At 64.5% G+C, this 14,315-nt stretch carries 18 protein-coding genes; 6 read left to right on the plus strand and 12 right to left on the minus strand.

Translation table 11 applies throughout. The features are described 5' to 3' along the window. Positions 1–170 precede the first annotated feature (170 nt). From ACNJX8_RS38870 to ACNJX8_RS38890, 5 genes are all read left to right on the plus strand, one after another. Positions 171–545, plus strand: coding sequence for an AtpZ/AtpI family protein (locus ACNJX8_RS38870; RefSeq protein WP_439358904.1), 375 nt, complete (start codon positions 171–173; stop codon positions 543–545). Between the two features lie 108 nt (positions 546–653). After that, on the plus strand, positions 654–1,403 hold the full coding sequence (locus ACNJX8_RS38875; protein ID WP_128936811.1) for a F0F1 ATP synthase subunit A: 750 nt from the start codon (positions 654–656) through the stop codon (positions 1,401–1,403). Between the two features lie 53 nt (positions 1,404–1,456). Then, entirely contained in the window at positions 1,457–1,687 is a 231-nt protein-coding gene (locus tag ACNJX8_RS38880) for a F0F1 ATP synthase subunit C (protein ID WP_007599451.1), read from the plus strand. A 65-nt stretch (positions 1,688–1,752) separates the two neighbouring features. After that, positions 1,753–2,319 (plus strand): F0F1 ATP synthase subunit B, encoded by a 567-nt coding sequence (locus tag ACNJX8_RS38885; RefSeq protein WP_128936812.1) that lies wholly within the window; start codon positions 1,753–1,755, stop codon positions 2,317–2,319. 5 nt (positions 2,320–2,324) lie between these two features. Continuing rightward, positions 2,325–2,810: a F0F1 ATP synthase subunit B family protein gene (locus ACNJX8_RS38890; protein WP_439358905.1), complete on the plus strand. Its 486-nt coding sequence runs from the start codon at positions 2,325–2,327 to the stop codon at positions 2,808–2,810. Positions 2,811–3,044: 234 nt separating this feature from the next. On the opposite strand, the gene ACNJX8_RS38895 is transcribed toward ACNJX8_RS38890, so the two are convergent. The 5 genes from ACNJX8_RS38895 to ACNJX8_RS38915 all read right to left on the minus strand — a co-directional run bounded on the left by ACNJX8_RS38895 (position 3,045) and on the right by ACNJX8_RS38915 (position 8,362). Continuing rightward, positions 3,045–3,695: a hypothetical protein gene (locus tag ACNJX8_RS38895; protein WP_128942069.1), complete on the minus strand. Its 651-nt coding sequence runs from the start codon at positions 3,693–3,695 to the stop codon at positions 3,045–3,047. Positions 3,696–3,841: 146 nt separating this feature from the next. Beyond that, on the minus strand, positions 3,842–4,429 hold the full coding sequence (locus ACNJX8_RS38900; protein ID WP_091885248.1) for a GNAT family N-acetyltransferase: 588 nt from the start codon (positions 4,427–4,429) through the stop codon (positions 3,842–3,844). A gap of 36 nt (positions 4,430–4,465) precedes the next feature. Continuing rightward, positions 4,466–5,755 (minus strand): M16 family metallopeptidase, encoded by a 1,290-nt coding sequence (locus ACNJX8_RS38905; RefSeq protein WP_128936814.1) that lies wholly within the window; start codon positions 5,753–5,755, stop codon positions 4,466–4,468. Then, positions 5,752–7,170: a threonine synthase gene (gene thrC / locus ACNJX8_RS38910; protein WP_164935108.1), complete on the minus strand. Its 1,419-nt coding sequence runs from the start codon at positions 7,168–7,170 to the stop codon at positions 5,752–5,754. Before thrC ends, ACNJX8_RS38905 begins: the two co-directional genes overlap by 4 nt. A 547-nt stretch (positions 7,171–7,717) precedes the next feature. Beyond that, positions 7,718–8,362 carry a response regulator transcription factor gene (locus ACNJX8_RS38915; protein WP_091885239.1) on the minus strand — a complete coding sequence of 215 codons (645 nt, stop codon included), beginning with the start codon at positions 8,360–8,362 and terminating at the stop codon, positions 7,718–7,720. Positions 8,363–8,448: 86 nt separating this feature from the next. Between ACNJX8_RS38915 and ACNJX8_RS38920 the strand changes: the two genes are divergently transcribed. Next, on the plus strand, positions 8,449–9,789 hold the full coding sequence (locus ACNJX8_RS38920; RefSeq protein WP_439358906.1) for a histidine kinase: 1,341 nt from the start codon (positions 8,449–8,451) through the stop codon (positions 9,787–9,789). A 12-nt stretch (positions 9,790–9,801) separates the two neighbouring features. Here the strand turns inward: ACNJX8_RS38920 and ACNJX8_RS38925 are convergent, their stop codons facing one another. From ACNJX8_RS38925 to ACNJX8_RS38955, 7 genes are all read right to left on the minus strand, one after another. After that, positions 9,802–10,167 carry a nuclear transport factor 2 family protein gene (locus ACNJX8_RS38925; RefSeq protein ID WP_091885231.1) on the minus strand — a complete coding sequence of 122 codons (366 nt, stop codon included), beginning with the start codon at positions 10,165–10,167 and terminating at the stop codon, positions 9,802–9,804. A 114-nt stretch (positions 10,168–10,281) separates the two neighbouring features. Next, a complete protein-coding gene (locus tag ACNJX8_RS38930; RefSeq protein WP_128936817.1) occupies positions 10,282–11,034 on the minus strand; it encodes an SURF1 family protein in 753 nt (250 codons plus the stop codon). Further along, positions 11,031–11,432: a DUF983 domain-containing protein gene (locus tag ACNJX8_RS38935; protein WP_128936818.1), complete on the minus strand. Its 402-nt coding sequence runs from the start codon at positions 11,430–11,432 to the stop codon at positions 11,031–11,033. Before ACNJX8_RS38935 ends, ACNJX8_RS38930 begins: the two co-directional genes overlap by 4 nt. A 99-nt stretch (positions 11,433–11,531) precedes the next feature. Then, the gene (locus ACNJX8_RS38940) at positions 11,532–12,428 is read right to left on the minus strand and encodes a cytochrome c oxidase subunit 3 (protein WP_439358907.1); all 897 of its coding nucleotides are present in this window, start codon (positions 12,426–12,428) and stop codon (positions 11,532–11,534) included. Between the two features lie 79 nt (positions 12,429–12,507). Beyond that, complete coding sequence (locus tag ACNJX8_RS38945) at positions 12,508–13,146, minus strand: cytochrome c oxidase assembly protein (protein WP_128936819.1); 639 nt, start codon at positions 13,144–13,146, stop codon at positions 12,508–12,510. A 4-nt stretch (positions 13,147–13,150) separates the two neighbouring features. Next, positions 13,151–13,315 (minus strand): hypothetical protein, encoded by a 165-nt coding sequence (locus ACNJX8_RS38950; protein ID WP_018644977.1) that lies wholly within the window; start codon positions 13,313–13,315, stop codon positions 13,151–13,153. Between the two features lie 7 nt (positions 13,316–13,322). Then, the gene (locus tag ACNJX8_RS38955) at positions 13,323–14,267 is read right to left on the minus strand and encodes a heme o synthase (RefSeq protein WP_128936820.1); all 945 of its coding nucleotides are present in this window, start codon (positions 14,265–14,267) and stop codon (positions 13,323–13,325) included. Between the last annotated feature and the right edge of the window lie 48 nt (positions 14,268–14,315).

A 14,315-nucleotide genomic window follows, 5' to 3' on the forward strand; every position in this document is an offset into this window, starting at 1 on the left:
GCAGCGCTGCTGTGTGCGCCAATATCATCAACTAAATCAGATACATAACAGAAAGCGACGCAATCGTGACTTGGCTTGACTTGATTATAGGCCATCAGTATGGTCCGCGCGGCTTTTGAGGGTGGCGGGCGTAATTTCCATTCAGCCGCGGCGTTTCGGGTCTTCGTTGCATGACACAGGGCACGGGACACGGTGAGAATGGAGATCGCGATAGATCGTCCGAGGAAGCTGCGCTTTCCGAACGGCTCGGAAGTCTTGATCAGCGGTTGTCCGAACTTCGGGACCGGCGGAACAAGACCGAGCAACCCGCAGGTGACGGTGAAGACGGAGCGGCCAGAGCCTCGGCGATGGCGCTTGGTTTCCGGTTATCCTCGGAGTTGGTCGCCGGCGTCGTTGTCGGAGCGGGGATTGGCTGGGGGTTCGACCGCTTGCTGTCGACGTCGCCTTTCGGATTTATCGTGTTCCTGCTGCTGGGCTTCGTCGCCGGCGTGGTGAATGTGGTGAGAACGGCGGGCGCGGGTCAAAACAGGCGCGGTGGTTCTTAAGCGATCCCCAGGAGAGGAATGATCGTGCCGGCTCGCCGGTACGGGCCGGCCCGGCCGGCAGACCGAGACCCGCCGGCATTGCCCGGCAGACCAAGAGATGCCGCGCTGATGAAAATCGACCCGATCCACCAGTTCAACATCGAGCCTCTCTTCACCCTGGGCCATATCGGCAATCATACGATCGCCTTCACCAATTCGTCGCTCTACATGCTGGTGGCCGTGGCGATCATCTCGATCCTGATGCTCGCCAGCGGCACGCAGCTGATTCCCGGGCGTCTGCAGTCCGTCGCAGAAATCTCCTACGAATTCGTCGCCTCGACCATCCGTTCGACGGCCGGCGCGGAAGGCATGAAGTTCTTCCCGCTGATCTTCTCGCTGTTCATGTTCATCTGCGTCTCGAATCTGGTGGGTATCATCCCCTACACCTTCACGGTGTCGAGCCACCTGATCGTCACCGCGGCGCTCGCGCTCCTGGTGTTCTTCACCGTCCTGATCTACGGCGTCTACAAGAACGGCCTGAAATTCTTCAAGATTTTCGTTCCCCACGGCGTCCCCATCTACATCCTGCCGCTGGTCATGTTCATCGAGGTCCTGTCGTTCTTCCTGCGGCCGGTCTCCCACAGTGTTCGTCTCTTCGCCAACATGCTGGCCGGCCACATCGCGCTGAAGGTGTTCGCGGGCTTCGTCGCCATGCTCGGCTTCTCGCTCGGCGCCGTCGGCTGGGTCGGCGGCGTGCTGCCGCTGGCGCTCACGGTCGCGCTGACCTCGCTCGAGATCCTGGTCGCGTTCCTCCAGGCCTACGTGTTCGCGATCCTGACCTGCATCTACCTCAACGACGCCATTCATCCGGGACACTGAGCGGTCCGGGGAATTTCCACCCACAACGCAATCTTTCTTCCAAGGAGTCTAAAATGGATCCGGCAGCAGCAAAACTTATCGGCGCGGGCATCGCGTGCATCGGCATGGGCGGTGCGGGCGTCGGCGTGGGCGTGATCTTCGGCAACTACCTCGCCGCGGCCGTTCGCAATCCGTCGGCCGCTCAGGGCCAGTTCGGCAACCTGATCTTCGGCTTCGCCGTGACCGAAGCGCTCGGCATCTTCTCGCTGCTGATCGCGCTGCTGCTGCTGTTCGTTCCGCTCTGAGGACGACGTTTTTCGCGCCGTTCCAGCCCATGGGACGGCGCGCGTGACAGCAACAGGAGAACTCCATGGCTGAGAGTCATGGCGACGCAAAAGGTCCGGCGGCGGGCGCTCACACCGAGGCTGACGGTGGTCACCACGGTGGCGGTTTTCCGCCGTTCGAGAGCAGCAGCTTTGCTTCACAGCTGGTGTCGCTCGCGATCTTCTTCGTCCTGCTTTACGTGATCGTGTCCAAGCTCGCTCTGCCGCGCATCGGCGGTGCGATCGAGGCGCGGCAGAACAAAATCGAGGGCGACCTCGCCGAAGCGCAGAAGCTGAAGGACCAGTCCGACGCGGCGCTGAAGGCCTATGAAAGCGAGCTCGCTTCGGCGCGCACGCGGGCACAGGCGATCGGCAACGAATCGCGCGACAAGGCGAATGCGCAGGCGGACGCCGAGCGCAAGGCGCTGGAAGAGCAATTGGCGGCCAAGCTCGCCGGGGCGGAGAAGACCATCGCCTCGACCCGCGCTGCCGCCATGAGCAACGTCCGCGGCATCGCGGCCGATGCGGCAGGCCAGATCGTGCAGCAGCTCACCGGCGTCGTTCCCGACGCAGCGTCAGTCAATGCCGCGGTCGATGCGTCCTTGAAGGGTTAGTCGAGATGTTCTTCGAACCTGAATTTTGGGTCGCCGTCGCCTTCGTGATCCTGATGGTCGTGTTCGGCTATCTCGGGCTCTTCAAGACGGCGATGACCGCGCTCGATCATCGCGCCGACCGCATCAAGGCCGAGCTCGACGACGCCGCACGTCTCAAGCAGGAGGCAGCCAAGGTGCTCGCCGACTACAAGGCGCGCAGTGCCGCGGCCGAGCGCGAGGCTGCCGACATCATCGCCAATGCCAAGTCCGAAGCCGAGCGCATCGCGGCCGACGCCAAGGCGAAGATGGAAGACTTCGTCGCCCGCAGAACCAAAACTGCGGAGAGCAAGATCGCGCTCGCCGAGGCCCAGGCGCTGGCCGATGTCCGCGCCGCAGCCGCCGAAGCCGCCGTGCAGGCCGCCTCGACGATCCTGTCGCAGTCGGTCAAGGGCCAGGTCGCCGACGACCTGCTCGCCAAGGGCATCAACGAGGTTCGGCAGAAGCTGAACTGAGGATTTTGCCTTCACCAATCAAAAAGCCGGCGCGATGAGCGCCGGCTTTTTTGTTTTCGACGCCACGTCAACAAGTACGGTGTCATCACCCGCGCAGGCGGGTGATCCAGTACGCCGCGGCCCTCGGTTCTAACCTTGCTGTCTCGGATTACTGGATTGCCCGCCGGAGCCTGTCATCGGGCTCGCCGAAGGCGAGACCCGGTGGCGGGCAATGACAGCTGAGGTCGTAGCCAATTACTTCCTCTTCCGCCCCTTCGGCTCGGGCGAGAGTGCCTGCGGGTCGAAGCCGACATAGAAGATGTAGGAATCGGCGACCGCGGCTGAGGGCATCGGGTAAGCCAGGTCCTCGGCGACGAAGGTGAAAGGCACGCTGCCGCCCTCCGACATCTCGACCGTGGTCCGGTAGGCCTTCGAGGCGATCACCTTCTCGCCGACGCCGCCCTGCACCACGGCAATACGCAACGGGACCTCGACCGTCGCAGGCGCGCCGGCGGGACCGGCGATGACACGGCCCTGGATTCCGATCCGGGCGGTAATATCGCTGCCGCTCCGGGCGCATTCGCGCGCCATCTTGGTAATCGTGGCCTGGAAGCGGATCTCATTGCCGACGGCCGGCTTGCCGCTGGCGCCAACCGCATAGGTGGAGGCGCCGGCGCGCACGGTGACCTGCGGGCAATCGACGTCGTCATCGGCTGGCTGGCCGGGCGCGGGCGCCGGCTTGGGCTGCGCCGGCTCGTCGGACTTGCCGCCGAACAGGCTCTTGAAGCGGTCGCTCAAGGACTGGGCCGCCACCGGCGAAACGGACGCGAGCGCAATCGACAACGTCAACGCGACCACCGTCCCCCGCCGCAACGCATTCCGCGATGACCGAAGCTCCTTCACCATCGACACCCATACTCCATGACAGCATTCCGGCCGATCGCAGGCCGGCCCGCGCCGTTATATCGCCAAAATCGGCGAACCCAAGGCAGGCAAATTACGGCAGCAAGCAAGGCGGGGCGATTAAGACTTTGGCCGCAGGAGGTGGCGGCTCAGCCGCGAAAATCCTCATGCAGCAGGCCGAACAGCAGGTGATCCTGCCAGATCCCGTTGATGCAGAGATAGCGGCGCGCCAGCCCCTCGCGGGAGAAGCCGCACTTCTCCAGCACCCGGATCGACGGCGCATTGGTGGGGATGCAGGCGGCCTCGACCCGGTGCAGGTTGAGCTCGCCGAACAGCGTCGGCAGCAGCACCCGCAGGGCCGCGGTCATGTAGCCGCGATGGGCGTAGGGCTGCCCAATCCAATAGCCAATGGTGCCGGCCTGCACGATGCCGCGCCGTACATTGGCCAACGTGATGCCGCCGACCATGGCGCCGTCGAGCTCGCGAAAGATCAGAAAGGGATAGGAACGATCCGCGGCGATGTCCTCGGAATAGCGGCGCAGACGGCGGCGGAAGCCGGACCGGGTGAGGTCGTCCGAGGGCCAGATTGGCTCCCAGGGCGTGAGGTAGTCGCGGCTGCTTTCGCGCAAGTGAGCCCATTGCAGGAAATCCGACATCTGCGGAGCGCGCAGCAGCAACCCGTTGCCGCGCGGCACGAGTGCGGCGGGTCCACTGGATGGCAGGCGAAAGAGGGCCATGGTGATGCTTCCGGGGGCGGCGCCCCTGCGCGGCTCCTAATGCAGCCGAGCCTTGGCGCGCGCCCGGGTCAATCCTTCCGCAAAAGACACCGCCGTGTCCAGCCCCCTGCCGCTGCCCAATGCGACGACCGCAGGGCGGCTGCGCGAAAGCAGCGCACGTGCGGCATCCCGGGTCGATTCGACGCTGACGGCGTCGATTCGGGCCACCAGCTCCTGCACGGTCTGCGGCCGGCCATAGGCCAGCACATGCCGGGCAAGCTGCTCGGCACGAGACGAGCAGCTCTCCAGCGCCATCAACAGGCCCGCCTTCATCTGCGCCTTGGCTCGCGCGATCTCGGCCTCGGTCAGGGTTTCCACCGAATCATTCATGATGTCGATCACGACCTCCATCATCTCCGGCGCGTCGGCGGGATCGGTGCCGGTGTAAAGGCCGAAGAAGCCGGTGTCAGTGTAGGGCGCGTGGAAGGTGTAGATGGAGTAGCAGAGGCCGCGCTTCTCGCGCACCTCCTGGAACAGCCGCGACGACATCCCGCCGCCGAGAATGTTGGTGAAGACCTGGAGCGAAAACAGCGACAGGTCGGTCTGCGGCACCCCTTCGAGCGCCAGCGTCAGATGCGCCTGCTCGAGCTCGCGGTGGACCACTTTGGCGCCGCCCTGGCCGAACTGGGCGGATTGCGGCTTCGGTCCCGGTGTCGCCTCAAAGCCCGCGAAACGCTTCTCGACCTCGGCGACGACCTGCTTGTGATCGACCGCGCCGGCGGCGGCCACCACCATGTCGGGCCCGCGATAATGCGTCGACAGATAGCCGCGGAGCATGTCGCGGTTGAAGCCGCGCAGCGTCTTGGCGGTGCCGAGCAACGAACGGCCCATCGGCTGGTCGGGATAGCAGAGCTCGTTCAGATGCTCGAACACGACGTCGTCGGGGGTGTCCTGCGCAGCCCCGATCTCCTGCACGATGACGTTCTTCTCGCGCTCCAGCTCGTCCGACTCGAAAACGGGATTGGCGAGGATGTCGGCGAGCACGTCGAGCGCGAGCGGCACGTCGGCTTTCAGCACCCGCGCGTAATAGGACGTGGTTTCGGTCGAGGTGCCGGCATTGAGGTCGCCGCCGACCGCTTCGATCTCCTCGACGATCTCGCGCGAGGAGCGCTTGGTCGTGCCCTTGAACGCCATGTGCTCCAGAAGATGCGAGATGCCGTGCTCGTTCGGCTTCTCGTCGCGCCCGCCGACGCCAGCCCAGACGCCGAGCGCCGCAGTCTCGAGATGGGGCATCTTGTCGGTGACGATGGTCAGGCCGGAGGCAAGCTTGGAAATCTCGACGCTCATCCGGCAACTCCCTGCTTTGCGGCGCGGCTGACCGACAGCACGAACCGCTCGACCTCGGCCTGATCGTTCTTCATCACCTTCATGTGCTCGGATTTGGTCATCAATCCGTCGAGCCAGGCAGGCAGTTGCGGCCGCTGGCCGCAGGCTGCCTCGACCGCATCGGGGAATTTGGCCGGATGGGCCGTGGAGAGCACGATGCTCGGGACCGTCGTGTCGGTGGTGTCGCGGTCGGCGACCGCGAGCGCCACTGCGGTATGCGGATCGACCAGCTCGCCCGCCTCGCGCCAGGCGGCGCGGATCGCAGCCGCGGTTTCGGTCTCGTCAGCGCGGCCTGCGTCGAACTCCCCGCGGATCGCGGCCAGCGTCGCATCGGGCAGCACGAAGCGTCCGGACTGTTTCAGAGAATCCATCAGGCGACGCACACCAGCCGCATCGCGCTGGCCGGCTTCGAACAGAAGCCGCTCGAAATTTGAGGAGATCTGGATGTCCATCGACGGCGACGCCGTGGCGTGCACCTCGCGCACCTCGTAGATCCCGGTCTTGAGCGTGCGGGCCAGGATGTCGTTGACGTTGGCGGCGATGCGCAGCGTGCGCACCGGCAGGCCCATGCGCTTGGCGACGTAGCCGGCAAAAATGTCACCGAAATTGCCGGTCGGCACGACGAAATCCACCGCGCGCGCCGGTGCACCGACGGCGACGGCCGAGGTGAAATAGTAGACCACCTGGGCAACGATACGCGCCCAGTTGATCGAGTTGACGCCGGACAGTGACGTCGCATCGCGGAAGCGATGGTTGTTGAACATCCCCTTCACGAGCGCCTGGCAGTCGTCGAAGGTGCCTTCGACGGCGAGCGCGTGCACATTGGCCGCACCCGTCGTCGTCATCATCCGCTGCTGGACCTCTGAGATGCGGCCATGCGGGAACAGCACGATGAGGTCGACATTCTCCAGACCCGCAAAGGCTTCGACCGCGGCGCCGCCGGTATCGCCGGAGGTCGCGACCACGATGGTGGTACGCTGGCCGCGCTTGGCGAGCACATGGTCCATCAGCCGCGAGATCAGCTGCATCGCCACGTCCTTGAAGGCGAGCGTCGGGCCGTGGAACAGCTCCAGCACGAACTGGTGCGGCGACATCTGGCGCAGCGGCACCACCGCAGGATGTCGGAAGGTGGCATAGGCCTCGTTGGCCATGCGGCCAAGCTCGGCGTCCGTGATCTCGCCGCCGGCGAAGGGACGAATCACGTCGACCGCGACCTCCCAATAGGGGCGGCCGAAGAAGCCGGCGATGGCCTGCGCCGAAAGCTGCGGCCAAATGGCCGGCACATACAGGCCGCCATCGCGGGCGAGCCCGGTGAGCATCACATCACAGAAGCCGAGTTCGGGGGCCTCGCCCCGGGTCGAGATATAACGAGTCAAACTGCCCTCCAAAGGCCGACCGAGCCTGAGCCCGCTCGTTAAGCCTTTGATTTTACGAAAATACTTGTTAACAGCCAGCGGCTTTCGGCCACCATAAAGTGTTTTGCGGCATCGGGAAACCGCTTCCGGTCGCCCTCGTTGCTGAATGAAAAAGGGCTGCGGCTTTGCCGCAGCCCTTCTCTTGGAAGGTCTGTCGTTGTGTGCAGACCGGTTTGCCTCGTCGGGTCCCCCGACCCGTTAAAACTGTTCGCCCAAGCTTTCGTCAGCTGTCGTCAAATCGTCAAGAGCCAAAACGGCAGGCGACGAACGCTGTTCCTATTTTTCCCGCCGCGCTCAGGGCATTCTGTCGCGGATACGTGCAATGACTCGCCTCATATTGCCGTTTTCTCCCGAAACCAGGCCGGCCTGAGGAACGAATGCCGTGGCGATCCATTGGGTCGGCGGAGGGTGCCGGCCATCGCCCATGCATTGCCCGGCCGATGGTGACACCGATCCGTCGACCGAACCGCTGCATCCTGGAGCAGCCGGTTCGGTCGTTGGCGGGAGATCAATTCATCCCGATTTCCACGGCGATCCGGATCAGATCGGAATGGTTCTTGGCCCCGAGCTTCTGCTTGAGTAGGGACGTGGTGTTCGCGACGGTTTTGTAGGAGATGCCGAGCGCCTCGGCCACTTCGACGATTTTGTCGCCGCGTCCGAGCAGGCGGAGAATCTCGAGCTCCCGCGGCGTCATCTGCGAGGCTGGATTGGCCTTGATCGCCGCACCGGAAAACGTCACGGCTTCCGCGAGCTGCGGCGAGATGAAATTGTCGCCTGCGACCACCTTGCGCACCGCCTTCAGCAAGATCCTGGGATCGTCGCCCTTGGAAACATAACCCTGCGCCCCAAGCTCGACCGCCCGCACCACGAAGGCCGGATCGTCGTTCATGCTGAACATGATGATCTTGGCGCCCGGATCGTCCTTGCGGATGCGTCGCATCAGCTCGAAGCCGGAGACATCAGGCAGGCTGATGTCGATCACGGTGACGTCGGGCCGCTTGCTGACATAGGCGCGATGCCCGGATTTGGCGTCGGTCGCCTCGTCGATACGGATCGAGTGGTCGGAGGCGAACAGGGTGCGACAACCGGACAGCACCACGGGATGGTCGTCGACGATCAGGACCCTGGTCGCCGGTCTGGCGGTATCTTGCATCGCGCGCTCTCTTGTTTTTCGACTCATAGACCGGCGGGAACAAATGGAAAAAGAGAATCCCACCAAAACACGTTAGAATTGACCTAATGTGGCAACGGCTCTCATTCCGGACGCAATTGTTTCTTCCGCTCGGCGCGAGCCTTCTCGCGGCACTGATCCTGGGCGGCATGCTGCTTCAGACCTTCGCAGGGGGCCAGCTCGCTGAGGAGAATGAGCCGCGCCAGCGTTCGACCCTGGCAATCGCCACCGCGCTCAACAACACCCTGCGCGCGTCGGACAATCCACGGCAGACACTCGATGCCTTTGTCCATTCATTGGGTACCTCCTCCGATATCCAATTCCGCGCCGCCGAGGAGGGTCCCGCGCCCTCCCCGAAAGGCGGCCTGCGCAACCTGCATGGCGTGCCGCAATGGTTCATCGAGCTGCTTGTCATCCCGGAGATGGACGCGGCGTCCCCGGTCATCATCGATGGCAGGCGTGTAGGAGATCTCGTCTTCCTCCCGGACCTGTCGGCCGACTTGTTCGAGAAATGGATCGGCTTTCTCGCGCTGATCTGCCTCGTCCTGGCGCTCATGGTGCTCACGGGCACCATCGCCTATGTCTTCGCGGGATCGGCGCTGCGGCCCCTGCGAAATCTCGGCGACGGGCTCACGCGGATACGGCGCGGCGACTACGCAACGCCGATTCCCGTCGCCGGCCCGCCGGAGATCCGGCAGAGCTGCGAGGAGGCCAATTCGCTGGCCGCAACGCTGGCGCAATTGAGCGCGGACAATCGCAACCTCCTGCACCGCCTGGTGTCGCTCCAGGATGACGAGCGGCGCGACCTCGCCCGCGAGATGCATGACGAACTCGGGCCGCTGTTGTTCAGCATCCGCGCCGGGACGATCGCCTTGATCGAGGCATCTTCACCTGCAGGAAATCTCGGCAATTCGGCGCAGGAGGTGCTGCAATCGGTCGAGGCGCTCCAGCAGACCAACCGCCGTATTCTCGACCGGCTGCGACCGCTCTATATCGAGGAGCTGGGCCTCGCGACCAGCGTGCAGACACTGCTGCAAAACTTTCGCAAGCAGTCACCGCATATCGGCCTGACGGCCACGATCGATCCCCATCTCAACGGGATCGACGGACCGCTCGCCCAGACCGTCTATCGCGTGATCCAGGAGGCGCTGACCAACGTGCTGCGCCATGCCAAAGCCGGCAATGCCCATGTGCAGGCGACTGCCGCCGGCGAGACGCTCGTCATCGAGATCTCCGACGACGGCGGCGGCTTTCCCGCCGGCAACGTCTTCGGCCGGGGTCTGACCGGCATGCATGAGCGCGTGCGCGCGCTCAGCGGGTCGCTGTCACTGCTGCGCGCGGATGACCGAACCTATGTACGCTGCCGTCTTCCGGTCGAGACGACGCGGGATGCGTCATCATCAGGCTAGCACGCGATCAGGCTAGCACGCGCAACCGGCATGCGCGCTCTGCCGCGCCGGCTCGCACAGCGTGCTGCGGATCTTGCCTTCGGGGCTGAAGCGAAACGAAGCATGAATGTGCAGCGCGCCGGCGACGGAATATTCGAGTTCGACGCCATGAGGCGCGGGATGGATCTCCTCCAGTCCGAAACCCACCGACGCGAAGGCGCTGAGCCGCGGCTGCCAATAGGCTTCGAGCTCGCTCCGGCCACAATATCGGTGCATGCCGTTACACATGCATTCGAGCTGGGCGTCGTCGGCATAGAGATCGAGCAGCGTCGTGAGATCGCCCTTCCGACAGGCGTCCACCCAATCGACGACAATTCCCATCTGATCAAAATCACTCACGCTGCAATCCTCTGCCGGGGACAAGCACTGGCGGCTTAGGACTACACTCGTGAATATGCGCTGAACGGTAAAGCCCGGGCGATACCGGGTTCCCTCGTGGATCTACGGACAAATTCAGCTCGGCCGCCGCCCCCTCACCCACACCGCAAAAGCGATCAACAGGGCGCCTGCGAGCGTGAACCAAGTGATGGCGTATTGCAGGTGATCGTCTTTCAAATGCACGTCGAGCGGACCGGGACGTGGAATGCCGTTCTCGGGCATCGGCTGCTCGAGATCGACATAAAACGGCGCGACCGTCCCCCAGCCGAGCGCGCTCGCGATTCCCCGATGATCGCGCACGAACCAGAGTCGCTTGTCGCGGTTCTCCGCCGGTGTCAGCCAGCCTGCTGGTTCCGGGAACCGGAGGTAGCCGGTGAGCACGACCGGCTGGCCCGTGACGAGCTTCCTCACCGCGCGATCCTCGACACTGCGATCCTGCATCGTGTTCTCGACGAAGCCGGCATCGATCACGACCATCTCGCCGCTCGGAAGCCGCGCCGGCAGGAACGCCCAGGTGCCGGGGCCGGCGGCGTCCTTGCGCACGGCCGAGCCGGATGAATAGACCATCGCATCGGGCAGCGGGGCGTAGATTGCGGTGAAGCTGACGCGGCGGAATTCGTCGCGCGCGGGATTGAGCGCAGCCCATTGCGCGGGCGCAGGCAGCGCGACCGGCGCTGCCGCAAGCCGTTCGGTGAGAGCGGCGATCAGCTCGTGCTTGGCTGTCCGGCGCTGTAATTGCCAGATGCCGAGTGCGACGAAGACAGCCGTCAGGAGCAGCGTAAACAGCGCAAAGCCGGCCACGCGAGGCTTGCGCACACTCGCGTTCATTTCGCGCGGTCGATGAGCCGGCCCGGCGCTGCCTTGTGGTGGAATTGCAGCGCGATCAGCAGCGACTTCATCGCGCGCAACGGCAACAGCGTGGTGGCGAGGATCAGTGGCAGCCAGAGCACCGCATGCAGCCAGAACGGCGGCTGATACTTGACCTCGACGACGAGCGCGCAGCCGACCACGATCGCTCCAGCCAGCATGATGATGAAGATCGCCGGCCCGTCGCCGCTATCGATGAAAGCGTAGTCGAGCCCGCAGCGGTCGCAGCGAGGCGCGAGCGTCAGGAAGCCCGCATAGAGCTTGCCCTCGCCGCAGCGCGGACATTTGCAGGCGAGCCCGCGCAGCGCGCTTTGCAGGACGGTGGTTTCGGGCTCGGATGGGCCGGTGGTGTCGTTCATGATGGCAAACTCTATCACAGTTTCCGCCGAAGCTTGCGGCGGCCGGAAAGCGAAAGGGCGGCCCAGCGGCCGCCCCTTCTGATCATCTGCCTCGCAGGCTCAGTGCGCACCGTGGGCCATGGTCTCGGCGCCGTGACCCCAGACATAGATGCAGAGGAACAGGAACAGCCAGACCACGTCGACGAAGTGCCAGTACCAGGCAGCGAACTCGAAGCCGAGATGCTGCTTCGGCGTGAAGTGGCCGGCATAGGCGCGGAACAGGCAGACCAGCAGGAAGATGGTGCCGACCAGCACGTGGAAGCCATGGAAGCCGGTCGCCATGAAGAAGGTCGCACCGTAGACGTTGCCGCCGAACGAGAACGCCGCGTGGCTGTACTCATAGGCCTGCACGCAGGTGAAGAGCGCACCCAACACGACGGTGAGGATCAGGCCGTATTTCAGGCCCTGACGATCGTTCTCGAGCAGCGCGTGGTGCGCCCAGGTCACGGTGGTGCCGGAGGTGAGCAGGATCAGCGTGTTCAGGAGCGGCAGATGCCAGGGATCGAAGGTCTCGATGCCCTTTGGCGGCCAGGTGCCGGGAACGGAGCAGGCGCCGGCCTGGGTGCCGAGGCCGCAGCCGAACACGGCATCGCGGGTGGCATGGACGGCGTCGGCGGGGAACAGCGCCGCGTTGAAATAGGCCCAGAACCAGGCCACGAAGAACATCACCTCGGAGGCGATGAACAGGATCATGCCGTAGCGATGATGGAGCTGCACGACGCGGGTGTGATCGCCCTTGTACTGGGCTTCCTTGATCACGTCGCCCCACCAGCTCGCCATGGTGTAGAGCACGCCGACGGTACCGACACCGAACACGATCGGCGCAGCCGAGAACATGTGGTGCATCCATGCGATCGCGCCGACCGCCATGATGAAGGCCGACAGCGAGCCGACGGCCGGCCAGGGAGAGGGATCGACCAGATGATAGTCGTGATGCTTGGTGTGCGCCATTGCCATTTGCGGTCTCTCTCCTCAATCCCGTGCCTATCAGGCACTTATCCCCTTGTGTCCAACCCCCGAGCCACGAGCCCAGCGATCAGAGATTTCCCTTGCGTTTGTCGCGTTCGCCGGATGCCAGCGGCTTCACCACGGGATCCTTCACCGGATAGAACGTGTAGGACAGCGTGATCGTGCTCAGCCCGTCATTCTCGTGGTCGTCGGCGATCGATGGATCGACGTAGAACACGACCGGCATCTCCCGTTTCTCGCCGGGCGCCATGGTCTGCTCGGTGAAGCAGAAGCAGTTGATCTTCTGGAAATATGACCCAACCGTCAGCGGCGCGACGTTATAGGCGGCCTGGCCCGCGGTGGTGCGCGCGGCCTGGTTGGTCACGGTGTAGTAGATGGTCGTGACCTGACCGATATTGACCTCGATCTCGCTCTGCTCGGGCTCGAACTTCCAGGGCAGGCCCGGCGCGACGTTGGAATCGAAACGCACCGAGATTTTTCGCGCGATCGGGCCGGTCGCCGGCGCGGAGGTCGCGACCTGGGTGGTGCCGTTGAAGCCGGTAGCGCGGCAGAACCAGTTGTAGAACGGCACCGCCGCGTAGGATGCCCCCACCATCAGCGCCACCACGCCGCCGCAGATCGAGGCGACCACCACATCGCGACCCAGCCCGCGGCGCTTGGCCGGCTTGGCGCTGACGTCCTGCGATATGGTCGGCTCGTGATCCATCTTCCTACATCGGCCGCACTAGAACTGCCGGTCCCTTGACCATGGTGACGGCGAAGAACAGCACCACGAGCACGCCGAGCGCCAAAGCAATGGCGATCGAGCGCTGACGACGGCTCTTCTTCTGCGCCTCGGTGAGGACGATTCCATCTGGCTCGGGTTTGTCGGCCATCCCTGCCTCATGCGCCCCATGCCATCGGAGCAAGCGCCCGGAACACGACCTCGGCCAGCAAGGTTGCGAATAGCGCGAACAGATAAAGGATGGAGAAGGCAAACAGCTTGCGGGTCGCGCGCAGCGACTGGCTGCGCTCGCGGCGCATGTAGACGTTGATGGCGAGCACCAGCATGCCGGCACCAAGGATCAGCGAGACGATGCCGTAGATGGCGTCGAAATAGCCGAGCGCCCAGGGCGCGGCGGCGACCCCGATCAGCACGATGGTGTAGAGCAGGATCTGGAGGCGCGTCGCGTCGGGACCGGCGACATTGGGCAGCATCGGAATGCCGGCGCGGGCGTAATCGTCCGAGCGGAATAGCGCCAGCGCCCAGAAATGCGGCGGCGTCCAGAAGAAGATGATGGCGAACAGCAGCAGCGGCTCGACGTCGACCGTGCCCGTCACGGCGGCCCAGGCCACCACCGGCGGCAGCGCGCCGGCGGCGCCGCCGATCACGATGTTCTGCGCGGTCCAGCGCTTCAGACACATCGTGTAGATCACGACGTAGAAGAAGATGGTGAAGGCCAGCAGCGCGCCCGCGATCCAGTTGACGAGGATGCCGAGCGTCATCACCGAGAAGAAGGCGAGCGTCATGCCGAACGCCATCGCCTCGGGACGGGTGATGCGGCCGCGCGGGATCGGCCGGTTCGCCGTGCGCGACATCTTGGCGTCGATGTCGCCTTCGAGCGCCATGTTGAGCGCGCCGGAGGCACCGGCACCGACGGCGATGCAGAGCAGCGAGGTGATCGCCAGCACGGGGTGGAAATGCCCGGGCGCCATCGCCATCCCGACCAGCGCGGTGAAGATCACCAGCGACATCACCCGCGGCTTGAGCAGCGCGATGTAATCGCCGACCTCCGCTTCGGAGATGCGGGGATTGATGTCGATGGCGTTGTGGTCGAGGACGGACACTTAATTCAACTCGCTTCGTGAAGAGCCGCGGCGCCCGTCACGGGCGCC

Origin of the sequence: Bradyrhizobium sp. SPXBL-04, assembly GCF_051853035.1 — a bacterium.
GTDB lineage: Bacteria > Pseudomonadota > Alphaproteobacteria > Rhizobiales > Xanthobacteraceae > Bradyrhizobium > Bradyrhizobium zhanjiangense.